Annotated in this window: 21 protein-coding genes; 10 read left to right on the forward strand and 11 right to left on the reverse strand. The window is 45.6% G+C overall.

The window, feature by feature from the left end; genetic code table 11:
- Positions 1-114: 114 nt before the first annotated feature.
- The gene (locus ACYCS5_RS21770; RefSeq protein WP_318626855.1) at positions 115-1,815 is read right to left on the reverse strand and encodes a methyl-accepting chemotaxis protein; all 1,701 of its coding nucleotides are present in this window, start codon (positions 1,813-1,815) and stop codon (positions 115-117) included.
- Positions 1,816-2,316: 501 nt separating this feature from the next.
- Between ACYCS5_RS21770 and ACYCS5_RS21775 the strand changes: the two genes are divergently transcribed.
- The 3 genes from ACYCS5_RS21775 to ACYCS5_RS21785 all read left to right on the forward strand — a co-directional run bounded on the left by ACYCS5_RS21775 (position 2,317) and on the right by ACYCS5_RS21785 (position 6,115).
- Positions 2,317-3,552, forward strand: a complete 1,236-nt coding sequence (locus ACYCS5_RS21775; protein ID WP_459760104.1) for a PTS transporter subunit EIIC — start codon at positions 2,317-2,319, stop codon at positions 3,550-3,552.
- Between the two features lie 216 nt (positions 3,553-3,768).
- A complete protein-coding gene (locus tag ACYCS5_RS21780; protein ID WP_029516398.1) occupies positions 3,769-5,166 on the forward strand; it encodes an L-cystine transporter in 1,398 nt (465 codons plus the stop codon).
- A gap of 250 nt (positions 5,167-5,416) precedes the next feature.
- Positions 5,417-6,115: a queuosine precursor transporter gene (locus ACYCS5_RS21785; RefSeq protein WP_029516399.1), complete on the forward strand. Its 699-nt coding sequence runs from the start codon at positions 5,417-5,419 to the stop codon at positions 6,113-6,115.
- Between the two features lie 57 nt (positions 6,116-6,172).
- On the opposite strand, the gene ACYCS5_RS21790 is transcribed toward ACYCS5_RS21785, so the two are convergent.
- Positions 6,173-7,261, reverse strand: coding sequence for a M24 family metallopeptidase (locus ACYCS5_RS21790; protein WP_069012552.1), 1,089 nt, complete (start codon positions 7,259-7,261; stop codon positions 6,173-6,175).
- A gap of 72 nt (positions 7,262-7,333) precedes the next feature.
- The gene (locus tag ACYCS5_RS21795) at positions 7,334-8,062 is read right to left on the reverse strand and encodes an MBL fold metallo-hydrolase (protein ID WP_069012553.1); all 729 of its coding nucleotides are present in this window, start codon (positions 8,060-8,062) and stop codon (positions 7,334-7,336) included.
- Positions 8,063-8,259: 197 nt separating this feature from the next.
- Here ACYCS5_RS21795 and ACYCS5_RS21800 point away from each other — a divergent pair, with 197 nt between their 5' ends.
- Positions 8,260-8,772, forward strand: coding sequence for an N-acetyltransferase family protein (locus ACYCS5_RS21800; RefSeq protein WP_459760105.1), 513 nt, complete (start codon positions 8,260-8,262; stop codon positions 8,770-8,772).
- Positions 8,773-8,891: 119 nt separating this feature from the next.
- Here ACYCS5_RS21800 and ACYCS5_RS21805 read toward each other — a convergent pair whose 3' ends face one another.
- From ACYCS5_RS21805 to ACYCS5_RS21815, 3 genes are all read right to left on the reverse strand, one after another.
- Positions 8,892-9,326 (reverse strand): threonine/serine exporter family protein, encoded by a 435-nt coding sequence (locus ACYCS5_RS21805; RefSeq protein ID WP_013309318.1) that lies wholly within the window; start codon positions 9,324-9,326, stop codon positions 8,892-8,894.
- 20 nt (positions 9,327-9,346) lie between these two features.
- A complete protein-coding gene (locus ACYCS5_RS21810; protein WP_250243866.1) occupies positions 9,347-10,102 on the reverse strand; it encodes a threonine/serine exporter family protein in 756 nt (251 codons plus the stop codon).
- A gap of 113 nt (positions 10,103-10,215) precedes the next feature.
- The gene (locus ACYCS5_RS21815) at positions 10,216-11,070 is read right to left on the reverse strand and encodes a hypothetical protein (protein ID WP_459760106.1); all 855 of its coding nucleotides are present in this window, start codon (positions 11,068-11,070) and stop codon (positions 10,216-10,218) included.
- 358 nt (positions 11,071-11,428) lie between these two features.
- Between ACYCS5_RS21815 and ACYCS5_RS21820 the strand changes: the two genes are divergently transcribed.
- Complete coding sequence (locus ACYCS5_RS21820) at positions 11,429-12,160, forward strand: HAD family hydrolase (protein WP_459760107.1); 732 nt, start codon at positions 11,429-11,431, stop codon at positions 12,158-12,160.
- A 137-nt stretch (positions 12,161-12,297) separates the two neighbouring features.
- Positions 12,298-12,978 carry a serine/threonine-protein kinase gene (locus ACYCS5_RS21825; protein WP_029516407.1) on the forward strand — a complete coding sequence of 227 codons (681 nt, stop codon included), beginning with the start codon at positions 12,298-12,300 and terminating at the stop codon, positions 12,976-12,978.
- Between the two features lie 85 nt (positions 12,979-13,063).
- Here ACYCS5_RS21825 and ACYCS5_RS21830 read toward each other — a convergent pair whose 3' ends face one another.
- Both ACYCS5_RS21830 and speD read right to left on the reverse strand, forming a co-directional pair.
- Positions 13,064-14,482 carry a malic enzyme-like NAD(P)-binding protein gene (locus ACYCS5_RS21830; protein WP_459760108.1) on the reverse strand — a complete coding sequence of 473 codons (1,419 nt, stop codon included), beginning with the start codon at positions 14,480-14,482 and terminating at the stop codon, positions 13,064-13,066.
- Between the two features lie 266 nt (positions 14,483-14,748).
- On the reverse strand, positions 14,749-15,555 hold the full coding sequence (gene speD, locus ACYCS5_RS21835) for an adenosylmethionine decarboxylase (protein ID WP_029516409.1): 807 nt from the start codon (positions 15,553-15,555) through the stop codon (positions 14,749-14,751).
- A 684-nt stretch (positions 15,556-16,239) separates the two neighbouring features.
- Between speD and ACYCS5_RS21840 the strand changes: the two genes are divergently transcribed.
- On the forward strand, positions 16,240-17,088 hold the full coding sequence (locus tag ACYCS5_RS21840; RefSeq protein ID WP_459760109.1) for a hypothetical protein: 849 nt from the start codon (positions 16,240-16,242) through the stop codon (positions 17,086-17,088).
- 84 nt (positions 17,089-17,172) lie between these two features.
- On the opposite strand, the gene ACYCS5_RS21845 is transcribed toward ACYCS5_RS21840, so the two are convergent.
- Complete coding sequence (locus tag ACYCS5_RS21845; protein ID WP_459760110.1) at positions 17,173-18,186, reverse strand: RluA family pseudouridine synthase; 1,014 nt, start codon at positions 18,184-18,186, stop codon at positions 17,173-17,175.
- A 223-nt stretch (positions 18,187-18,409) separates the two neighbouring features.
- Between ACYCS5_RS21845 and recQ the strand changes: the two genes are divergently transcribed.
- From recQ to ACYCS5_RS21860, 3 genes are all read left to right on the forward strand, one after another.
- The gene (gene recQ, locus ACYCS5_RS21850) at positions 18,410-20,308 is read left to right on the forward strand and encodes a DNA helicase RecQ (protein ID WP_459760111.1); all 1,899 of its coding nucleotides are present in this window, start codon (positions 18,410-18,412) and stop codon (positions 20,306-20,308) included.
- Between the two features lie 54 nt (positions 20,309-20,362).
- Positions 20,363-22,231, forward strand: a complete 1,869-nt coding sequence (locus ACYCS5_RS21855) for a B12-binding domain-containing radical SAM protein (RefSeq protein ID WP_459760112.1) — start codon at positions 20,363-20,365, stop codon at positions 22,229-22,231.
- Between the two features lie 176 nt (positions 22,232-22,407).
- Positions 22,408-23,721 (forward strand): alkaline phosphatase, encoded by a 1,314-nt coding sequence (locus tag ACYCS5_RS21860; protein WP_459760113.1) that lies wholly within the window; start codon positions 22,408-22,410, stop codon positions 23,719-23,721.
- 202 nt (positions 23,722-23,923) lie between these two features.
- Here the strand turns inward: ACYCS5_RS21860 and ACYCS5_RS21865 are convergent, their stop codons facing one another.
- The gene (locus ACYCS5_RS21865) at positions 23,924-24,013 is read right to left on the reverse strand and encodes a putative holin-like toxin (protein ID WP_367988533.1); all 90 of its coding nucleotides are present in this window, start codon (positions 24,011-24,013) and stop codon (positions 23,924-23,926) included.
- A 39-nt stretch (positions 24,014-24,052) separates the two neighbouring features.
- Positions 24,053-24,658 carry a DedA family protein gene (locus tag ACYCS5_RS21870; protein ID WP_459760114.1) on the reverse strand — a complete coding sequence of 202 codons (606 nt, stop codon included), beginning with the start codon at positions 24,656-24,658 and terminating at the stop codon, positions 24,053-24,055.
- Positions 24,659-24,667: the final 9 nt, after the last annotated feature.

Below are 24,667 nucleotides of genomic sequence, written 5' to 3' on the forward strand. Positions count from 1 at the left end.
AAAATGATTATTTAAATCGCTCTTAAAAATAAAGAGGTATCTCTACAGCCATTTTCATGACTGAGAGATACCTCTTTTTATTCAGGATTTTGCAAAATCCTCTATGGTATCGGCTTACGTAATTTTAAATTTTTGGACAGCCTTTTGCAGCTCGGTTGCTTGTTTGCTTAATTGGCGAACAACCTCGCTGTGGCTTTCCATTTCATTCAGTTGCTCATCGGCATTTAAACCGATTTCCTGAATCATATGCTGTGCATTGGCAGCGATGAGAGCTGTCTCTTCCACGGAAGCAGATACTTCTTCCGAGCTGGCGGATACTTGTTCCGTTGCTGCAGATACCGTTTGAATCGTAGCATTGATCTTTTGCATAAGCTCACTTAGCTGGTTAAAGGCTGAGCTCGCTTGTTGAACCATTTCCGTTCCCGAATGAATTTCACGGCTCACCTGGGTCACAGAGTCCACAGATTGTTGCGATACTTCTTGAATGGTAACCAAATAGTCGGAAATTTCTTGTGTGGCTTCTTTAGATTGCTCCGCAAGCTTGCGCACTTCTCCGGCTACTACGGCGAAGCCCCGTCCATGTTCGCCCGCACGAGCAGCTTCAATGGAGGCATTCAGGGACAACATTTGAATTTGCTTCGTAATATCGAAAATAGCCGAAACGATACTGCCAATGGCTTCTGAGCGCTCATTCATACTATGGATGTATCGAAGCGATTCATCAGCAGCATGTCCTACCTGTGACATTTGAGCTACAGCTTTTTGAGCGAGCGTAGTACCGTTAACCGTTTCTTTTGTCGCTTCACTGATTTGATCGGATACATCATTGGCAGAGGAGGCGATGTGCTGAACACCTTGAGCGATTTCCTCCATAGCCTGCGCATTTTCAGCAGCAGCTGTAGCTATGCTGGTACTGCCCTTTGCTATTTCCTCTGCGGCAACTGTAGAATCCTGGACTTTTACACTCATAGCCTCAGTCCGACGAAGCAGCTCGTCCGATCCTCCAACAACCGCACCGGATGTAGAAAGCACATGGCCGATCATTTCTTTTAAGTTATGAGACATCGATTGGAAGCTGCGGGCAAGTTGCGCAATTTCATTGACGCCATGAACCTTCGCTTCTTGTGAAAGATCACCTTGAGCAATTTTTTCGCTATGACGAACCAATTCAGCAATCGGTTTTACAACTTTACGTATCACGAGGGTAGAAATAATTCCGCCCAGCAGGAGTGTTGCCACTGTAATACCTATGCAGATCCATAGAATTTGTTGGGATTTTTCTTGTACGAATCCAACATCTTCGTTCACGCCCAGAACTAAATTACTACCCGATATAGCAAAGAAGGCGGTTTTGTGTACTCCGTACGAATCGCTATAAATTTCACTGATATTCATCTCGCCTTGTTTTGCTTTTTTTACATCCTCTACAGGAATGAGTGCATCCTTGACCTTGTATACTGATTTTACATTCCGTGCGACGACTTCGGCTTTACCATCCTTCACTACCGCGATATATGCCGATTCTAATTTGAGGGTATCGACTTTGTCCTGCAGATAGGATTCCATCTGTATAGCGGAGCCGGAATCAGAACCGCTTCCTTGCCCGGCCTGAACAGCTAAGGAAATATTGAGATCCTGATATACATTTTTAGCTCCAATTTCTAGCAATTGGTCTACCTGAGGCATGACACTGTTATTAATGATACTCATGGATATTGCATAGAAACTGATGCTGAACAAAAGGGATGCAAAGAGCTGAATCAGCAAAAACATAATTCGTAATTTCGCGCCAATGGAACGATTAAAACTCTTCATGAAAATTCTCCTCTCACATGATGGTAATAAAGTCAGACGAATTCCCCTGCTTGATGTAGGCCGCTTGTCCAATAAGATGCTAGACACGCCATGATCTACTTGTTTTCCTCTCCTTGCTTGAAGAAAAGACTGAAAATGTTCGGATTCTATGTATATTTCAGCTGTATTCAAGGAACAAGAATGTGAAAGGGAAGTAATCCATGATTTACTAAAAAGTAGGTTAGACCTATTTTACATAATTAACAGGCGGTTGAATAGTCATATTTGCCCAAAAACAAACAAAAAATATATAACTATGGTCTTAGGTGTTTAGATGTAAGTTTGATGTAAATTATCAGGTGCATAAAAACGAATAGATTACTCCTTCTATAAAACTATTGTAAAAAAGAAGTAATATAAGTAGCATAAGGAATACCGCTTTTACGACAATATTCTTCTAAGCTTGGTTTGGTAAGTTCGAAAGTGGTCTTCAATATACATATAAAAGGGGAAAAGGTAGTTATGAATGGGGATTTACTTTCCAAAGAAATGATTTCGCAGGTCAGAGGAGAAGATGAACTAGAGCCAACTTCCGGCAGTAACAGAACTGCTACAGGGGGAAATCCGATAAGTCGTCTATTAGATTATGTATCAGGCGTATTCACTCCGATCTTGCCGGCAATGATTGGGGCAGGAATGATCAAGGTAATTATATTAGTTTTAATGTCCTTCGGTTTATTGTTGTCTGATCCGCAGGTATATACTATTTTAATGGCTATCAGCGATGGGGTGTATTACTTTCTACCTATTTTTGTTGCGGCAAGTGCGGCAAGAAGGCTGCGCAGCAATGTATTTGTTGCGGCAGCCATCGCAGTATCCGTATTCCATCCCCAACTAACAAGTTTATTCCAGTCAAGTGAGGAGGTACGTTTTGCCGGTCTGTCAGTTATAGACCCACAAGCTGCTTCATCTATAGTACTCATACTTGTTGTCGTTTGGATAGCATCGTGTGTCGAAAGATGGTTAGACAGGTATACCCCTTATTCACTTAAATTATTGGTTGTCCCGACTTTGACACTGATACTCACTATACCTTTGATGGTGTTCGCTTTCGGACCACTGTGGAGTTATCTCGGCCAATATGTATCGGATGGACTAGGCTGGTTGTTTGACAATGCAGGAATATTTACAGGGCTGTTGCTCGGAGGTGCGATGTCTTGGCTTATTATTGCAGGCATGCAATATATAATGCTACCGATTATGATCAGCTCGCTTACAACATTGGGTTACGACCATATTTTTCCCGTGGTCATTGCAGCGGCTTTCGCTCAGGCTGGCGCAACATTTGGCGTATGTGTTAAATCCAAAAATCCCAAAGTCAAAACGCTGGCTGCGTCCACAGGTTTGTTAGCCATGCTGGGAATCATTGAACCGGCCATGTATGGTGTCAATATCCGTTTCAAAAAACCGTTAATAGCAGTTATGATTGGTGGAGCCGTTGGTGGGGCTTGTATGTGTTTGTTTGAAACAGAGCTTACTGCTATTGGTACCTCTGCTGGGCTGCTCAGCTTACCTTTATTTTCTGAACCCACGCTTGTGTACGGTATTGTGGGTATACTGATTTCGTTTGTTACGGCTGGCGTAATTACGTATTTTATGGGCTTTGTGGATGAAAAAGATGAGCATTCGCAAGTAGTATCTACATCTGGCATGAATGCTTCTCCGAACTCGGTTGTGGAAAAGAGCCCCGGCAGCTAAATCGAATACGTGTCGTTGTGTCAGGATAACAAACAGCAAGCCTTCATCTTACGAAGGCTTGCTGTTTGTCATTTTGATAAATCTAAGGCTGGAGCAGATTTATTATTTTTATTTCAATAAAACCTACAAAAATAGTTGGCTTTGTGATATAGTAATCTTCGGATTGAAGGGTCACTTTAGAAAACATCTTACGTTTAAGTTTGGAGGAAATGATATATGGATACCTTCTTTATTATTTTGAATGTCATCGTGCTGCTTGCACTGCTCGGCGTGTTGGTCTGGATGCAGAAAAAGCACATCTCCTTTACAAAAAGGGTATTTGCCGCACTTGGCTTCGGACTGATCTACGGGGCTATTCTACAATATGCCTATGGGGCAGGCTCAGAGGTCATTACAAAATCAGTTGATTGGTTCAACCTCGCAGGTAATGGTTATGTCCGTTTGCTGCAAATGGTCGTTATTCCGCTTATCATGGTGTCGATTATTTCGGCTATTATGAATTTGAAGGGAAGACAGAACCTTGGCAAAATCAGCGTGTCCATTATTGCAGTACTACTGATTACAACGGCAATTGCTGCTTCAGTGAGTATTGTAACCAGTCTGTCATTTGATTTAAAGGCCATTGAGATTCAAGGTGGAGAAAAGGAACAAGCACAGGGCTTGAAGATGGAAGAGCGCCTTGGAACAGTTCAGGACATGACCATTCCACAGCAGGTGCTGGAATTTATTCCTTCAAATCCTTTTGAGGATATGACGGGAGCACGTCGTACGTCGACGCTGGCGGTGGTTATTTTCTCGGCTTTTATCGGGGTGGCTGTGCTCGGATTGGATCGTAAAAAACCGGAACAGGCGCAAACCTTCCGTAAAGTGATCGATGCAGTGTACGCTGTAGTGATGCGGATTGTAACGCTGGTGCTGAGATTGACACCTTACGGTATTTTAGCACTGATCACTAAAGTAGTAGCTACGACCAATCCAGATGAAATTTTGAAGCTAATCAAGTTTGTGCTCGCTTCTTATGTGGCTTTGTTGGTCATGTTTATCATTCATCTTATTTTGCTTGCCTTGTTCGGCTATAATCCGGTGACGTATGTGAAAAAGGTATTGCCTACACTGGTTTTTGCTTTTACTTCTCGTTCCAGTGCGGCGACCATTCCGTTAAATGTTGAAACGCAAACGAAAAAACTGGGTGTGTCCGATGGCATCGCGAATCTGTCTGCGACCTTGGGAGCGACTATTGGGCAAAACGGCTGTGCTGGTATTTATCCGGCGATGCTGGCGGTTATGATTGCTCCAACCGTGGGTATTGATCCAACGAGCTGGGATTTTATCCTCACGCTTATTCTAGTCGTTACGGTCAGCTCGTTCGGCGTGGCGGGTGTAGGCGGTGGTGCCACTTTCGCTTCCCTGATCGTGCTTTCCACCATGAATCTTCCAGTGGCATTGGCAGGATTGCTCATCTCAGTCGAACCGTTGATTGATATGGGACGCACAGCGCTAAATGTCAATGATTCTATTACCGCAGGTCTCATTTCAGGCAAGGTGCTCAAAGAGAACGATCAAGACGTGTTCAACAATCAAGGTATGGATTTGGATGCAACGGCGCACTCTTAAGTAAAAGATAGACAAGATGGTGTAAACTACAGTCTCATATCGCATCTATCGCATATGTAACACATGCACTGTGCACCTCAATACTCAGAGCTGACCTTAAGGTCGGCTCTTTATATTAGGCTTAGGACAGTGTAAATTATAGCTGTTCACGAATCCTAATCTATGATACATTAAAATAATGTTTTTCCGGCTTTCTTCGGATGAACCGCGGTTCGCAACCATCCCGCGCTATCAAAACTAGGAGGATTTCATGTTTAATCTGTTATGGGGGGCAGCTTTTGTCCTCGTCAATTTTATGTTCTTTTTGTTATGTTTTCGGTTGTTCGGTAAAAAAGGGCTGTACGCCTGGATTGGTGTTGCTACTGTACTAGCTAACATTCAGGTAACCAAAACGATTGATCTGGTCGGCATTACCACGACATTGGGAAATACGATGTATGTTTCTATGTATATGGCCAGCGACTTGCTGAATGAAAAATATGGGCCTAAAGAGGCGCGTAAAGCTGTGTGGTTCGGCTTTTTCACTCTGATTATGACGACGGTCACGATGCAAATGGTGCTGCAATTCGAGCCAACTGCAACGGATTTTGCCCAGACCCCGATGCAACAGCTGTTTGGATTGTTGCCAAGGCTTGCGCTTGCCAGCTTGACAGCCTATGCAGTCAGTCAATTGCTGGACGTGCGTCTGTACGCCTGGATTCGCAAGTTTTTCCCGGAACGTCATCAGCTCTGGATTCGCGGCAATGGCAGCACGATGATCAGCTCGTTTATAGATACGCTCATTTTCTGTACTATTGCCTTTTACGGTTATGCGTGGGGGATATGGATCGAGATATTATTCACCACCTACATTTTAAAATTTGTACTGACCGCGGCGGGTACACCCATTTTGTACATTGCACGCAATTTCCGCTTTATAGAAGAGGAGGGGCAAACCCTAAAGCCATGATGGCTTGGGGTTACCCCTCCTTTTTTCTGCTTTTTATATAATGAATAGCAAATGGATTTATCCGAGCACTGTCAGTTCTTTTGGAAAAGAGGTAAGCACTTCAACACCATCAGAGGTGACCAGAACGTCATCTTCAATCCGCACACCGCCGAGGCCTGGCACATAGATGCCGGGTTCGATTGTGAACACGAAGCCTTCATGAAGCAGATCGCTATTGCCTCCGTGTACAGATGGATATTCGTGAACACTCATGCCAAGGCCGTGTCCAACTCGATGGTTAAAGGCAGGGCCATATCCAGCGGATTCAACAACAGCCCGTGCTGCCTGATCTACGGATGCGCAGGAAACTCCCGGGCGAATGGCGGCAATTCCCGCTTCGTTCGAGCGAAGAACCGTATTATAAATTGTTTCGAGCTCAGTCGATAGCTTTCCAAAAGCAAAAGTACGCGTAATATCCGAAGCATAGCCATCGGAGTATACGCCCATATCAAACATGAGCAGATCGCCGTGTTGCAGCTTGCGGGTACCCGGAACACCATGAGGCAAGGCTGTTTTGGGTCCAGACAGCACTGTTGTGTCAAAAGACGGGCCATCTGCACCGATTTTTTTCATCTGGTATTCGATTTCGGCCACCAGCTCGACTTCTGTCACCCCTTCGCGTACATGGGTGAGGCCGTGGCGAAGAGCATCTTCCACCAAACGAGCTGCATGTTTCAGACGTTGTACTTCCTCAGGAGTTTTTCTCACACGCATTTCTTGAAGCACTGGACCCAGGTCCACATATTGAGCCGCGCCAATGGCAGTATGTAGCTGTTCGTAACGGAGGACGGAGACGTGCTCCTTTTCCAGTGCGAATGCTTTCACACCGGTGCCTGTGCGTTGACGAAGCAGATCATATGGATTGTCCGTATCGGTGTGGGTGGATATACGAGTCACAGAAGAAGCAGCTTGGGCGGCTTCTGCATCCAGGGCGGGTACGATCAGTTCTGGTTCTTGGTCCCGAAGCAACACCAGACCAAGAAAACGCTCATGCGGATCACTGGCAAAGCCCGTCAGGTAGTAAATATGTTTAGGATCGGTCACAAGCAGGCCGTCCCAAGACTGTGACTTCAGTTCATCATACAGTCGGGTTATTTTCTCATTCATAAAGTCTCATTCCTTTCTGCCTATTTATTCATTATAGCTCTTCATACATCATTATTTATAGCACGGAATGACTTATTCTCTTTCCTGACTTAATGTTTGCAGACGTGCCTGTACATTCTGATCATAGTAACCACCATGGTAGCAGAGTACCTTATCAACATCCAATACAGTCAGTTTATCGAGGCTCTTTAGGGCCAGTGGCATATCCGGCGTAGCCGACTCAGCGGGACCGACCAGTTCACCTTCGACTACAAGCAACTCATCTGCTGCCAACAGCAGCTTTTGTGCGGGCACATACAAGCTGATATGCCCGGGCGTGTGGCCGGGTGTATGTATAATCTGTATTCCTCCACCATAGGGTAGATGCTCACCATCCTCAAGAATATGAGCAAAGCGCAAATCTGGCAGGCGGCGAATCAGATCCTCTGCTTGTTGCTTGAGCGTAGTATCCAACTGATTAATCCGTTCCGGCGTTAGCTTCACAAATGGTCGCTCTCCTGTCATATAAGGGACGTCATCCTTATGGGCTAACAGGGCAGTATTCGGCAGCAAGTCCAGCAGTGCATGAACATTTCCGATATGGTCAATATCTTGATGTGTTAAAATAATTCTTTTCAGGCGGCTGATATCCTCACCCACATCTGAAATAGCCTTGCGTAATGGCTCCAATTGGCCGAGCATTCCCGTGTCAATCAGTGTAAGTCCATCCTCGTCCTTGAGCAGTACAGGATAAATGGTTGTTTTTCCAAAAAAAGATTCCATAGGTATTTCCAAAATCAAGAGTTGAGTTCCAATATTCATATTAAGCTGCTTCAGAATCCTTGACTCCGAAACATACCTCCCGTCTCTTCATGTTAAATCGCTTACTCCGTTTTTGTTTTTCTTCAAGCTCTATTATAAAACCCTTTGGGACTAATCCGCAAAACAACTCGATATGGCTGATCGGGCGCTTGTCTTGTACAATAAATAAATCACACAATAGGAGGCGGATACGAATAATGAATAACGCCCAATCTTTTTCCATTGAATTTGCATGCAAAGAGGATCTTCCCGATATTGTGGACATTTATAATTCTACGATCGCAGGACGAATGGTCACGGCAGATCTGGAACCGGTGACAGTGGAAAGTCGAATTCCATGGTTTGAGGCTCATCAGGAAAACCACCGGCCTTTGTGGGTTTTAAAACAAAAGGGTACAATTGCCGGATGGGCCAGTCTTCAGTCCTTTTATGGGCGTCCAGCTTATAACGGTACAGCAGAAATTAGCATATACGTCCATGAGGATTCTCGTGGAACCGGAACAGGAAGTCGACTGGTGCAGCACTTGCTAAATGAATGTCCGAGACTGGGGATTACCACGTTGTTGGGATTTGTTTTTGGTCATAATGAGCCAAGTATTGGGCTGCTACGGAAGTTTGGTTTTGAGCAATGGGGGTACTATCCGCGTGTAGCTGTGCTGGACAGCATAGAGCGAGATTTGGCGATATTGGGTAAGCGAGTGGATGAATAAGCTTATGACATATAAATATTCTTTGTAACGTGTACAGAAAAAGGCTGTTTCCAAAATCGTCTCATACACTGCAGATGATTTTGGGAGCAGCCTCTTTTGCTTTTCTATTTTCATCGCTTTTAGCGCTGTGGTTTAAAACGTATACTGTGAAAAATCTGATTAAGCACTTCAGACAGCACCAAACCGACAGCAATCGCTCCTGCGATCATCAGCGTGCTCATGGCCAACTCTAGTGCCTGAGGATAATGTTGTTGAACGAACTGGCGCATGGCATTATAGGCCATTCCTCCTGGAACGAGCGGAATCATGCCTGCCACACTGAAAATAATCACAGGCATTTTGTACAGCCGCGCAAAGCCTTGACTGACGATGCCGATGAGGATCGTTGCCAAAAGGCTGGCGCTCACAGGTCCCATGCTGTCCGTAGTTGAATAATAGACCAGCCAGCCTAGCATACCGACGAAACCGCATTGCAGCAGCGAGCGCCGGGGGGCATGGAAAAGTATGCCGAAAGCAGCGGTGGCAATAAAGCTTGTGAATAATTGTGCAAGCATAGACTTGAATCTCCTCCGAATCACATATAAGAAATGATCACCGCAACGCCAGCTCCAATGCCAAAAGACGTCAGGCAAGCATCGGCTCCCTTGGAAAGACCCGAAACAAGGTGCCCGGACATTAAATCACGGATGGCATTTGTAATTAACAAGCCTGGAACCAGTGGCATGACAGAGCCAATAATAATTTTATCCATCATCTGTCCCCAGCCTACTATCGTTAAGAGAGCCGCCAGCAAGCCGATTAGAAAAGATGCAGAAAACTCTGAGAAAAACTTAACCTTAACGAGCCTGTGAAAATACTGTACGGCTGCAAATCCGATACCTCCGCATAACACGGCTGCGGGGAAATCTCGCCAAACTCCACCAAACATGATCATAAAGCAACCGCTGGCCAACGCAGCAGCCATCAGCTGTACACGGTTAGAATAACGGAGGGGACCACGTTCAATCTCGGAAAGCTCCTTGACGGCAGCGCGGGGAGACAAATCACCTGTGCTGATTTTACGTGAAATGGAATTGACCTCTGTCACCTTGTGCAAATCGGTGGTCCGCTCTACGATGCGGATGAGCGTGGCAGGCTCCGAGTCATTAATGGCAAAAAAAATCCCAGTTGGTGTTACATAGCTATGGGACTGGGATATGCCATAGGCCGAAGCAATGCGGGACATCGTGTCTTCAACACGATAGGTTTCGGCTCCATTTTGCATCATCAGTTTGCCCGCCAACAGACAAACCTCAATGATTTCAGGAGTAGGATAGGAATGATTATTCATGCTCGCTCTCTTTCATTCGTACCGGGCCGTTCGACCCTATTATTTTCATTTATTGTAGCACAAAAAGCCGCCTTTTCGGAGGCGGTTATGTTGGGGGAAATCCAAGGAATTCGTCAAGATTCTATCATATCGGGAATAACGGTATAGTAAGACTCTTCCAGATATGTTGCGGCCTCAGACAGACCCATCAGCTTAAGCTGTCCAGCTACAAAAGCACGAAGGGCAGAATGGGTGAACAGGTGCCGTGTCTGGGCATCCCGAATAAAGGCCAGTCTGGCTTCACGCGAACCGTTATAGAACAATTCACGCACAGCTTCGCCTTGTTGTTCCCAAAGGAAAGGCTCCGTTACGGTCAAGAGGGTACTTTCCATAGAAGAGCTATGCTTCGCGGAAGAAGATACCTGAATGCCCAAGCCGTTCAGCGTAGGAGCTGCTTCATTGTGCTTCCGTTCTGCTCGCAAGCTGTCGATATAGGCAGCCATATCCTGAATCGGTTCGATACCAAATCGTTCCCGAAAGCATTCGCGTACAAACGCGGTGCGTTCATCTACAATCTGAGGCAGTCGCTGACCTGCATGTCCAGAATAGTCGTCCCCGCTGGCGTAGTATCGTTGTAATGAACTGTTCTCTGTATAAACAACGCTTAAAAAATCCTGCAAATGACGGGCAACCACCCATACACCCGTCCAATCGACGGGAGATACGCATACGATAGGGGCCTGTGAAAGGTCCTTTTCAAGACCAAAATCCGTTAAAAAGCCATAATGTATTCCGTCCATCCCTGCATGGGCAAAAGGAATAACATCTGGTGGTGTAGCCATATATCGTGGCGCGCGGCCCTGCTCCATAATCAATCCCAAATCAAAACTCAAAGAATGCCGGTTCGCTTCGAGCTCCTTTTCAAATTCTATAAGTGCCTCAATCAAAGGTGTAGCTGATCCATAGGCTAGGTTAGAACCGGAATCCATCGTGTATGCCTCCCTTATCCAATACATCCATAAAGCGTTCATCCCTAAAAGGTACGTGATTTTACACGAAATGTAAACCTGTATGACGAATCTTTTCAAAAATGTGACCTTTTACCCGTGTGTTGTCAAATAAAACGCTTTCGGGCAAAGCAGGACAAGATACCTATGTTAGCTCGGTAGAGAAGTAAAGTGAGTTTACGAAAATGCGGTCTTTTCAGTGTATGTTAGCAACCGTGAAGTGTGATTGCAGGATGCGCAGTGTGAAGGACAGGGTGCAACGCAACAGGCCAACGGGTATAATATCAGGACAAGGTGAAAAGGAGCGTCATCCGAAGATTTAACAGAAAGAAGTGGGCATATGAACTTGCAAAAAAAGGCTGTTTTTTTTGATGTAGATGATACGATGTACGATCATTTGCACCCTACACGCGATGCATTGCGTACAGTGTTAGGATTGAGTGAGCGTTTTCCTTATGAGAAAGCCTACCACCGTATTCGCTATTACAGCGATGTATTATCGGCTAAAGGAGGACTATTGGAGGGGAAGGCAGGGCCGGATGAACTGGATGAGATGAGGGAAGGCCGTTTCATTCTGGCTTTACAAGAATTCGGGGTAGAAATTACCCGTGAGCAGGCAGTACATGTTCAACAAGAATACTTGGATCGTCAGTACCGAATTGAGCCATTTGAGGGGGCTACCTCGTTAATAAATGATTTGAGCTCGGCTGGCTTTTTAGTTGGATTAATTACAAACGGTCTTGAAGAACACCAGATGAGCAAGATCAAGGCCATGGCGTTGGAAAATCATGTTGCAGCAGAGCATATCTTTGTATCTGGGACCGTTGGCTATGCCAAGCCTGATCCGCGCATTTTTGAAGTAGTGAACAAACGGACAGGAACGTTAGCAGAGCACTGCTGCTACATTGGGGATTCCTGGCGTAATGACGTGACGGGAGCTATAGCTGCGAATTGGCAGGTGATCTGGTTCAATCACAGAAACGCTTCCCCGGAGACTGACGTGCTGGGGATCTATAAAACAGCAGCAAGCTATGCAGAGTTAAGAAGGTTGCTGCTGCCGGACGCTCGTTAGACACGGTACATACCGTATTTTTTAAAAGAATCAACCTATTTTGAAGCCATTCCAAAAGATAACCCGTAATACTATTTATCTGTTATAGAACTAACTTCATTGGTAATGGTTTAGAACAGAGAAGGAGGGGATCGCGCATGGTAGAACAATGGAGGCAGGCAGAAGACATCATAAGTCAAGTGACCGTATACAGTACAGAGGATAATGATCCGGTTACCATTAAAACAGCCACTCAAGACGTCCGCTGTATTGGCATCGGGACAGATGCGGCCGTATTTACGCTCGATACGTTGCCAGGCTACGCGTTCAAGGTGTACTCAGACATGGCGATCGACAAGAAAGATGCGGAGGCCGACGTATATGAGCGTTTGCGAGGGTCTGACTTTTTTCCTCATTATTACGGAAAAGGCGACAAGTATATTGTCATAAGTTATGAATCCGGTATTACGCTGCTGGACTGTTTGTTGCAAGGAATTCCTGTGCCAGAGCAGGTCATTCTGGATGTGGAAAAGGCGAGGGAATTTGTCCGATCCAAGGGGCTGAATCCCCGTGATATTCACCTCAAGAATGTACTCATGCAAGACGGGCGTGCCAAGGTATTGGACGTATCTGAATACGTGAAGGAAGGCGATGATAAGCGCTGGGAGCATTTGGTGTGGGCGTATCATACGTTTTATTCCGGTATCTCGGAGGTTAAAGTTCCCTCATGGATTTTGGATACAATTAAAAAATGGTACTACAAGCTGGATAACTCCAACTTTAATCTGGAGGAGTTTGCCCAGCGTGCCAGTCAATTGTTCTCTAAATGGAGGTCATAATCGCTGTAAAGATAACGGATATGAAGACTGATCTTTCGATAGCAAAAAGGATTGCACCCGCATTTAGGGGGGCAATCCTTTTCTTTTATCTGAAATCCCGAGGCACTCTTCTGGCTGTACCGCTCGCAATCGCGGCTTGAATTACCTTTTCACGCACCCGTTGAACCGCACTCTCGTTAAATACACCTGGGATAATATACAGCTTGTTTAGTTCTTCAGGACGAATCGTGCCTGCGATGGCCTCTGCGGCCGCCAGCTTCATCTCTTCGTTGATTTCACGGGCACGGCAGTCGAGCGCCGCTCGAAAGATGCCAGGGAAACAAAGCACATTGTTAATTTGGTTAGGATAGTCCGAACGTCCGGTGGCGATGACACCCGCAATGTCCTCGACGTCCTCTGGCGCAATTTCAGGAACCGGGTTAGCCATAGTGAACAGCACCGGGCCTTCTTTCATACGTTTTACGTCTTCTCGTTGCAGTATTCCACCTGCCGACAGACCGATAAACACGTCAGCGTCCTTCAGAACCTCGGACAGCGTGCCAGACAGCCGTTCAGGGTTGGTATGCTGTGCATACCAGTTCCACATCGGATGCTCGTATGTTTCATCCGCTGTAAGAGCTCCATGGCGGTCTACGCCAATGATGTTGACGGCTCCTGCAGATAGCAAAATTTTGGTACAAGCCACACCTGCAGCCCCAATACCACAGACGACAATTTTGACGTCAGACAGGGCTTTGCCGACAACCTTGAGCGCATTGATCAGCCCTGCGTATAAAACGACAGCTGTACCGTGCTGATCATCATGAAAAACAGGTATGTCCAGCTCGTTACGTAACCGCTGTTCAATCTCAAAGCATCGTGGCGATGAAATATCCTCCAGATTAATACCGCCAAAGGCTGGGGCCAATTGCTTAATGGCCTTAATGATTTCTTCAGTGTCCTGCGTATCCAGACAGATGGGAAAGGCATCGACGGACCCGAGCTGCTTGAACAGCATGGCTTTGCCTTCCATAACCGGCATGGCTGCATAGGGACCGATGTTGCCTAGCCCGAGGACAGCGCTTCCGTCAGAGACGACAGCGACCGTGTTGCGCTTGATTGTCAAACGGAAAGCTTTGTCCGGCTCCTCGTGAATCGCCATGCATACGCGTGCTACATCGGGGGTATATACCCGGGATAAGTCATCGCGGTTTTGAATGGGGACCTTGGGCTGCATTTCAATTTTGCCCCCGAGGTGTAATAGGAAGGTACGATCAGAGATGGATAATACCTTAACACCTTGTGCTTTTTTAATCCGGGCAATCATTTGATCGATTTCTGCTGGATCAGCAATGGTGACTGTAATATCTCTCACAGTGACCTTCTCAGAGGTGCGGATGACGTCAATGGCGATTACATCCCCGCCATGTTCGTTTACCAACGTAATCAATTGACCAAATTGGATGTGCTCTGTGGAAATTTCCAGTCGTAAAATGATATTTTTACCGCCAATACCGCCTTGCATGCAAATTCCTCCTTTGTCTTCCATGACAAAATCATACGTAGGATCGATTGATTGCGCTTACAATATGAAGCGGATGTAAAATCTATGCTGATATTTCAAATTAGTGGTTTCTTCCCCTATCATAGTGAACAATCACTCGCTTGTACAGAGAGTAATATCTTTTATTTTGTATCAAAAAAAGGACGAAAGCCTGGCTGTATTTCAGTCCAAGCGATCATCCTTTTTTTCAATGAAATGATTCACTTTATTTTCACGCATTCGATCTGTTACGTCATATTTTTACCGTAGTAAATTTCGTCCATTTCAATTTTGAGACGTGTTGATATATTTTGTTGCTCTTTTTCAGTCAGACTTTCCTTGGTGTAGCCGAACAGGTAATTGTCTAAATCGAATTGTTTTAGCTTACATTTGGTATGGAAAATATTTTCCTGATACACATTCACGTCGATCATGTCATACTGACTGCGCACTTCGTCTGGAATATAGTTTTGAATGGAGCCGATATCATGGTCGATGAAAAGCTTATGTCCATTCATATCACGTGTGAAGCCGCGTACCCGGTAATCAATCGTCATAATGTCGGTGTCGAAAGAATGAGTCAAATAGTGGAGTGCCTTGAGCGGGGAGATTTCCCCACAGGTAGAGACATCAATATCTGCTCGAAACGTACTGATCCCCTCGTCTGGATGATATTCCGGGTAGGTGTGAACCGTAATGTGGCTTTTATCCAGCTGTATCACGACAGATTCAGGTAGGGGGCCTGGTGACTCGGCATAAGATTCAGTCGGAACCTCCACAATGGGTCCCTCTGATATAAGTACTGTCACGCTGGCTCCTTGAGGAACATAATCCTGCTGGGCTACGTTGAGCACATGGGCGCCGATAATGTCAGATACATTCTTTAAAATAGCTGTCAGCCGATCTGAGTTGTATTGTTCATCAATATATTCAATATACGCCTCGCGTTCTTCTTTGGTTTTGGTGTAACAAATATCGTACATATTGAAGCTCAATGATTTGGTCAGGTTGTTAAATCCGTGCAGGGTAATCCGCTGTTCCGGTGTTATGGTCATAGGCTATTTCCCCTTATAGTCGCAGTATTCATACATAATATTCCCAACACGCCTTTTCATATACCGATTCATAAAATCAGTTCTGTAGCTGTTAGATTAAAGGCTTGAACAAGTATGTCTTACCCGTTTGGCATAATTAAAAACAGGCAGGGGAGTGGCTTTGTTTTTACATGTATGGAAATTTTAATGTATATATACTTTATTTCTTACTCAGCAATTTTTAAGTAACAGGACTTATAATATGAACTATGTATACGAAGAAGGAACTGAACTGACAGAGAACTCGTAGTAAGACATAAGAACCGGGTTAGTAATTCATTAATTTAATGTGTTTCACCTTCACAATGCCGAAAGCTTAACCGAATATGATTATAGACCCGGAAAAATAGTGATTTTGTATATTGCATAAATCGAGAAAACAACTTCAGCTAATAATATGCGTATAATAAAATAAACGTAAGAAGCTGAGAATTATGAAGTTAAAATGAATTTGTTAGCGAGTTTAATTTACAAACCGATCCCATGTTACTGTCAGGATTTTGCACAATTCGATTCCAGTCGCTCCGAAGTGCAAGATATAGACGAACTAAACTACTTCGTTCTATACCTTTGTTCATTGGAAGTCGCTTATTGGATTTTTGCAAAATCCCTTACTGTAAGAAAAACGGTGGAAGGAGTATCAAGATGCTGGCTTTGTCCGATCCGGCCTGGACTCTGCTCCAAGGCCCTTATGGTTCTTCTCAATACGTCCCGGAAATGTTGAAACAGCTCCAAGCCGGATATGATGGCGAAATGGCTGACACCTTGTATTGGGAGGAGCTGTATCACCAAAATACGTTGTATACTTGTACATTTGCGGCTGTACCTTACCTTGTAGACATTGCGTTAAAAAGTTCTGATATAGGGATTCGTGCAGATATATATAACATTTGCGGAATATTCGAAGCGAAGAATAACAATCCCTTACATACCAAAGTTCCTTTGGAATTTACAAGGGATCAGGTAAAAGTGGATTCTAGTGTGGCTGAATATATTTATGCGCAATATCGGTGTGCCATTGTCCGACTTGCAGAATTGACTGAAGAAATGATGCTCTATGCGAAAGAACACGAAGGAGATGTCGGTAAACGCTATGTTCTGGCTGCGGGTGCCGCTTTTCAGGGTTATCGCAGCATAGCTTATATGCTACAAAGCTTCGATACTGGTGACGAATATACGCTGGATTGTCCGCATTGCGGTACCCCGCTCTATATTTGGCCTGATGAACAGAATGACACCCTGGTTGTCTATGATAAGGATCCTGTAAATTCAGATAATCTGGTTCCCCGACCGATCCGCCCCCGTTCATTAGATCATAGAGGTGCTAATATGCAGTGGTTACACGAATATGCCCAAAAAATTGAAGAGAACAAGCTGATTGCCCAATTACCCTATTTAAATGGTTGGGTAGATTGTCCAGTGTGTAATACGCCCATATATATATGGGATGAGTTGATGAAAATGGCTGATGGTGTTCGGAGGTATACCGCTTAATCAATCAAAAAAGGGTGCTGTCTTCTACAGCCCCCTCATTTCCTTTTCTATTTTTCTATCTAATCTCGTATGCTTTGCTCAATTCTACTCCCGGAACGGATTCAAAAAGGTTTTAGGAATGTCGGATTCAAAACGCAGCAATACCCCGGTGACGGGATGAATAAAAGACAATACCCTCGCATGTAGGCCAAGGCGCCCAATCGACTTGGATTTGGAACCGTATTTTTTATCTCCAACAATGGGATGACCGATATCCTCCATATGTACGCGGATTTGATTTTTGCGTCCGGTTTCCAAACGTACTTCCAGCAAAGAAAAATGCCGATTGGCTTGAAGTAGCTTGTAATGAGTGACTGCGTGTTGTCCGTCATTCGGATAAGGACTGGAATACATTTTTAGCGTCTTGCTTTCTTTCAGCCATGAGGTGATTGTACCCTCCGCTTTTTTAACCTGTCCTTCCACAAGAGCAATGTATGTTCGTTCATACACAACTTCCTTCCACGCTTTTTGCATTTCCTGCTGTATGGCTTCGCTTTTCGCAAACATCATCACTCCTGATGTATCACGATCCAAACGATGCAGTACAAAAATACGATTGTACGGATGTTCGCGCCTCACATGGGCCGTAAGCTGGCGATATGCTGTTACTTCCTGCTCCTGCGCTGAAGCGACGGAAAGCAACCCGGCATCCTTATGGATAACGATAATGGCTTCATCCTCATGCAAAATACGTAGCCCAGTCAGTGGTACGACGGGAGTTACTTTTTCCTTGGAAAGAGCGACAGTCTGACCTTGCTCCAGTGGAAAATTATGCACGGTACGCGGAATGCCGTTGACGGACACCTGCCCACGAGCCAGTGCTGATTTAATGGAGTTGCGACCCATGCCAGTCACATGCTCTACTAAAAAGCTCAATAGCTCGGCAGGCTCCTGAACGATGTATGTTTTGGCAGGGGCTTTATCAAAAGCATTCGTTCTCCGTGGAGCTTCCGGTTTATGAGAGCCAGATCTTCCGGCAGGTTTATGACTGCGTTTGGAATGGCTTGCGTTTGACGTAGATTTTGTATGGTTTTTCCGTTGGGGTTTCCGATTGTTCATGGGTTCTTTCTCCTTCTTGGAACCGTGTCTCTTCATAATTATGGACAAATTTGCGGCACCGTGTTCACTATATCATGAGAAAACAGCGAACGCCATAAGGGACTAAACCAGATTGGCAGTCTTCTAGCGGTTGAACATTACCCTGAACCCCGGTAAACTAAAGGTAACGAAAGAAAAGCCGATATGCGTCAAGGACGCTAGAGATATGAGGAGTTTTGAAACTATGAGTGTACAAGCACCAACATTGGAACGGGCGCAGGACTTGCTGCAAAAATTTTATGGCTATCCCGATTTCCGGGAGGGACAAAAGAAAATTGTGGCCAGTATGCTGGAGGGCAACGATACGTTGGGCATCATGCCGACAGGGGGCGGAAAATCGATATGCTACCAGATCCCCGCGTTGTTGCATGAGGGGCTGACCATTGTCGTGTCACCGCTCATCTCGCTGATGAAGGATCAGGTGGATGCGCTGACCACGATGGGGATTGCTGCTGCCTACATCAATAGTACGTTGAGTGGTCGAGAAGTGAATGACCGCATACGAGCCGCACGGAATGGTGACTTGAAGTTACTGTATGTCGCACCGGAACGACTGGAACTGGACTGGTTTCGCGATGAAATGACTCAGTTGCCGATTTCCTGCGTAGCGGTAGATGAGGCGCACTGCGTATCGCAGTGGGGCCATGATTTCCGTACCAGCTATCTGGCTGTGGCTCCATTCGTGGACGGGCTGTATGAACGCCCAATCGTGGCTGCGTTTACGGCAACGGCGACACCGCAGGTCATGGATGACATCGTGCGCTTGCTTCGTCTGCGCTCACCCGAGACGTTCGTTACAGGCCTTGGACGGCCCAATTTGGCGTTCAGTGTGCTGCGTGGGGAAGACAAACGCAGCTTTTTACTGAATTACGCCCGTGAGCATGAGGGTGAATCGGGTATTATTTATGCGGCGACACGTAAGGACGTGGACGATTTGTACCAACGGCTGCGTGATGCAGGCATGGCGGCTGGACGCTATCATGCCGGGATGACAGATCAGGAGCGTGCAGATAGCCAGGAAGGGTTTTTGTACGACGATATCCGTGTCATTGTAGCAACCAATGCCTTCGGCATGGGGATAGATAAATCGAACGTACGCTATGTCATTCACTACAACATGCCTAAAAATATGGAGGCGTACGTGCAAGAGGCGGGACGCGCAGGACGTGATGGCGACCCGAGTCAATGTATTTTGCTGTTCGGACCGCAAGATATTGTGACGCAGAAGTTCCTGATTGAGCAAAATCCACAGGATGAAGACCGCAAGCGTAATGACTATCGCAAGCTCCAGCAGATGGTTGATTATTGCTACACGACTCGTTGCCTACGTACAGCACAGCTTGAGTATTTCGGAGAAGCGGAAGAGCATGAAGCTTGCGGCATATGCAGTTCATGTAGAGATGAACGGGAACTGGTTGATATGACCATAGATGCGCAAAAGATTTTTTCGTGCATTCATCGCATGCGGGAACGTTATGGGGTCTCGATGGTCGCCTCGGTGTTGAAAGGCTCGCGTAACAAAAAAGTGCTGCAGTATGGTTTTGACAGCCTACCAACCTATGGCGTGATGGGCAACCGGACGGAAAAAGAGATCGCCGAAATCATCAATGTTCTTGTTTCGGAAGGCTATCTGATGTTGTCCGAGGGACAATATCCGGTCGTACGCTTGCAGCAGCTTGCCGCTGAAGTGCTGAAGGGCCAGCGAGAAGTCATGCAGCGTGTTGTGCGACATGCCACGGCTTTTGCAGGTGGAGCAGGTTCACGCGGACGACAGGGACGCGATGCATACCCGGCTGCAGTCAACGAAACCGTGTTCGAGCAATTGCGCCTGATCCGCCGCGATCTGGCCGCTCAGGAGCATGTACCGTCTTATATCATTTTCAATGATGCGACGCTGCGTGAGATGAGCGTAGCGAGCCCGCAATCCGAGGCAGACATGTTGCGGATCAAGGGTGTCGGAGAAGTGAAGTTCCGCAAGTACGGCAAGCCGTTTCTTGATTTTTTTCATAATCAGGGGAATATCGGGGGAACGGTAAGCGAGGACGAGATTTATGCAGACGATGTGTACGAGGATTTTGAATAGCCATACTAAGGTAAGGATATAACAGTCCATGCAAACTATAGAAGGTTGTGACCTATGAAAGTCATTTTATCAACGTTAAATGCAAAATATATTCATACCTCGCTGGCCATCCGATGTCTCAAAGCCTACAGTGAAAAGGACTTTGATATCGAGCTAGCGGAGTACACGATTAAAGACCCGGTGATGAACATCGTATCCGATTTGTTTCAACGGGGGGCAGATGTCATCGGCTTTTCCTGTTATATTTGGAACATTGAAGAGACGATTAAAGTCATCGATGTATTGAAAAAGATCATGCCCGAAGTCAAAATTGTTCTGGGTGGTCCAGAGGTATCCTACGATACGGATCACTGGATGAAGCGCTTGGCGAATGTGGACTTTATCGTGGTTGGTGAAGGAGAGGAAACCTTCCATCAACTGCTGCAGGAGCTGGAAGGGGATCGCAAGTTCCATTTTGTGTATGGACTGGCTTACCGTAAGGGAGAAGAGGTCATTCAGATGCCCGGTCGTCCGAAAGCGGACTTGAACGAGCTGCCGTCGCCCTATCGTTTTGCAGAAGATATACCGGAACTCGGGAAACGGGTTGTTTATTTCGAAACGAGCCGGGGCTGTCCGTTCAGCTGCCAGTTTTGTCTGTCTAGCATTGAGGTTGGGGTGCGTTATTACGATATTGAGCGCACAAAGTCAGATATTTTATATCTGATCGACAATGGAGCCAACCTAATCAAGTTCGTGGATCGGACGTTTAATATTAAACGCGATTATGCACTGGAAATGTTCAAATTTTTGATTGAAAATCACCGTGGATGTGTCTTCCAGTTTGAGATTACGGCAGATATTATGCGTCCCGAGGTATTGGATTATTTGGCGGAAAACGCGCCGCCGGGCGTATTTCGTTTTGAAATCGGCGTCCAATCAACGAATGATCCTACCAATGAGCTGGTTAAGCGTCGCCAGAACTTTACCAAACTTTCTCGTACTGTTACCAAGGTCAAACAAAGCGGTAAAATCGACCAGCATTTGGATTTGATCGCCGGATTGCCCTTGGAGGACTACAACACATTCCGTAAAACGTTTAATGACGTTTTTGCGCTCGGCCCGGAAGAGCTTCAACTTGGCTTCCTCAAAATGCTGCGTGGCACTGGACTGCGTATCGACGCAGATAAGTACAACTACACGTACATGGACGTGGCGCCGTATGAAATGTTGAGCAATGACGTCCTTTCCTTTGCCGATATCGTCCGGCTCAAGCGCTTGGAAGATGTATTGGAAAAGTACTGGAATTCTCATCGTATGGATCATACAGTCAACTATCTGATTGAGCGTGAATTCTCGTCCGCCTTTGATTTCTTTCAGGAATTCGGAGACTACTGGGAAGGACAGGGCTGGCAAAAAATCGGACATCAGCTCGAAGACTTGTTCACACGTCTCCAGTCCTTTCTAGAATCGCGTAGAACAAAGCGAATGGATATGGTGCTTGGACTGATGAAGCTTGATTATTTCCTTAACCATAAATATAAGCCGCGTAAAATTTGGTGGGAGCATAGCTTGGAGAAGAATGATTGGTCCAGCTATATGAAAATGGTTCTCCAGCACCCGGATGCGCTGTTGTCACCTGTGGTTGCAGATTTTGTGGCAGATGCGAGCAAGGAGAGTACAGGCGGAACGGATGTAGGCAGTCAACAGCCGCAGCCATACCGCGAGATTATCCCAGCCTTTGCTTCCTTGAAGCTGAGTGAAAAAGAACTGCAAAAGCACGCTGTGCTGGATGTACTGCCGTTCAGTCTGGATCATATCCTGAGTGGGGGTAGCCCATTGACTGCCGAAGGCCGCACGCTTCTGCTTGTAGTCTATCAGCAAAATGGACAGCAAAAGCCGCTCTACTACACCATGCCGATCGGCAAAAATATCGCTGCGATTTAATATAAGAGGCATCGACTTTGATATACCAAAAGTCGGTGCCTTCTTTTGTCTTATAAAAAACAGGTGAGCACTCCAAATTTTACATTCGTGTAATCTATTGCTTTACGATACTTTACAAAGCAGATATATGATTACTTTATCATATATGAATATTAAATTTATTGGAGTGTGACCTTGTGAAAAAGCGTTCGATGAAAAAGAGTATCCTTGCTTTAGGTGCTATTACCGTTTTGAGTGCGCCATTGTTATCTGCTAATATCCCTAACGCTTTTGCAGCCTCATCTAATACCAAGTCTACTACGACACAGGTATCCAAAGGACAGAAAACCTCGTCAGCGAAAGTCGATGCCCCTAAGAATGTCATTCTCTTTATCGGCGATGGTATGGGAGAAGCAAGTCGCAACGCGATTCGCTTGGCGACGGTAGGGAAATCGGGATTACTTGAAATGGACAACATGCCTGTAACCGGCCTGGTTAGCACAAGTTCAGGGGATAACCTGGTTACGGATTCTGCCGCCGCTGCGACTGCCATTGCAACAGGTGTGAAAACGTATAACGGCGCGATTGGAATGGATTTGAATAAAAAACCAGTGACAACGATTATGGAGCTGGCTAAAAAAGCAGGCATGTCTACAGGTGTCGTGACGACAAGCCAAGTGACAGACGCAACGGGGGCTGCCTTTGGTGCGCATGTCGAAAAACGCTCCGCTCAAAGCGAGATTGCCAAACAGTATTTGGAGAAAAGCAAGCTGGATGTTATTCTGGGCGGTGGTGAGGATTTCTGGTACCCTGCCGGAACAGTAGGCAAACATCCAGATGCTCCGGCAGAAGATCCTGAGGAAGCGAGTAAGGGAACTCAAGGGAATTTGGTAGAACAAGCGAAGAAGCTGGGTTATAGCTATGTGACGGATCAGGCAGGAATGAAAGCAGCCAAAGGTTCTAAGTTGCTGGGGCTGTTCGCCAATGAAGAGATGTTCCAAGCTCACAACAAGCAGGGTAACTCTTACAATCCAACGGTTTCTTTACCGGATATGACGACCAAAGCGATTGATGTTCTTTCCAAAAACCAAAAAGGTTTTTTCCTGATGGTAGAAGAAGAAGGAACGGATGAGATGGCGCATGACAATGAAGGTGAGCTAACGATTAAGGCTGGGCAACAGCTCGATAAGGCCGTTAAAGTAGCTAAAGATTATGCCAAAGCACATCCAGATACATTAGTGTTGGTGACGGCAGATCATGAAACGGGCGGTTTGGCGATTGAAGGCGAAGATGCGGAGGATGAATCCGGTGAAGGTGTTTCCAAAGAGGACGGCCCTTTTACTGTAAAAGGCTCTAATGAAAAGTTTTATATTGACTGGACCACGGGAGGACATACATCTGTTGATGTGGCGTTAACCGCGATGGGCCCAGGCTCTTCTCAGTTTAGCGGGAATTACCCGAATACTGCCATTCATGATAAGCTGGTTAAGTTGCTTCAATTAAAGAAATAGCTCGGGTGTAAGCCGCCACTTTAAAGGCTTTCCATATTGGCAATATGGTTTTTCCTGTGATAAACTAAAGCTAATAAGTATATACTGAAAAATAGCAAAGATGCAGCCAACATCCTCACTCTTTTACAACAGCCGCTTATAAGGGCGGTAGTTGTAGGGTTGAATTAGTAAAATAGACCGCATTCCTTTTCCAGAGGGCGGTCTATTTCTTTTTGTTGAAGGAAAGAATCAAGATCACCAATGTCGCAAATTGAATCATCAACATCAATGTATCTTTAACCTCCACAGGCATCGCCTCCTTTGCAGGAGACTAGCCGACCGTGTTCTACCTTTACTCCTCCGTTGTTTTCTTTCCCCATACTAATTTCATTATAAAAAATATAATGGTCAGCATGATGACAAGCAATGCCATCTGCAAGCCATAACGATGAATCAGTTCTCCTACTGCCTGTACATGATCGCCAAAGATACGCCCGAGTAGAAAGAAGATCAGCGTCCAGATCAAACCCGTTGAATAAGAGAAGAGGACATAGCGCTTGAAGCTCATTTTATTGATTCCGACAATATAAGGAATAATGTGACGGACGATCGGCAGCAAATAACTGATGCAAATAGTGAAGTTCCCATACTTATGTATCAATTTTTCCGAAAACGTAATGTACTTGTCCATTTTTTTCTTCCGGCGTAAACGTTCTAGAATCGGTGTGCCCACGGTTCTCCCCAATACATAACCTAAGGACAAGCCTGATATAACCCCAAGATATACAATTAAAAAAGCGGGTAACGGATGAAGTATGCCCATGCCTGTTACAGCCCCGCCAGTCATCACAATGACTTCATCCGGGATGGGTAGACCCACAATCCCAAGCCATAGAGAAAAGAATAATGCTGCATAGCCGTATTGTTCGATGATGGAAATTAAATATTCCACGTCCATACCCGTACT

Source organism: Paenibacillus sp. SEL3, assembly GCF_054602585.1.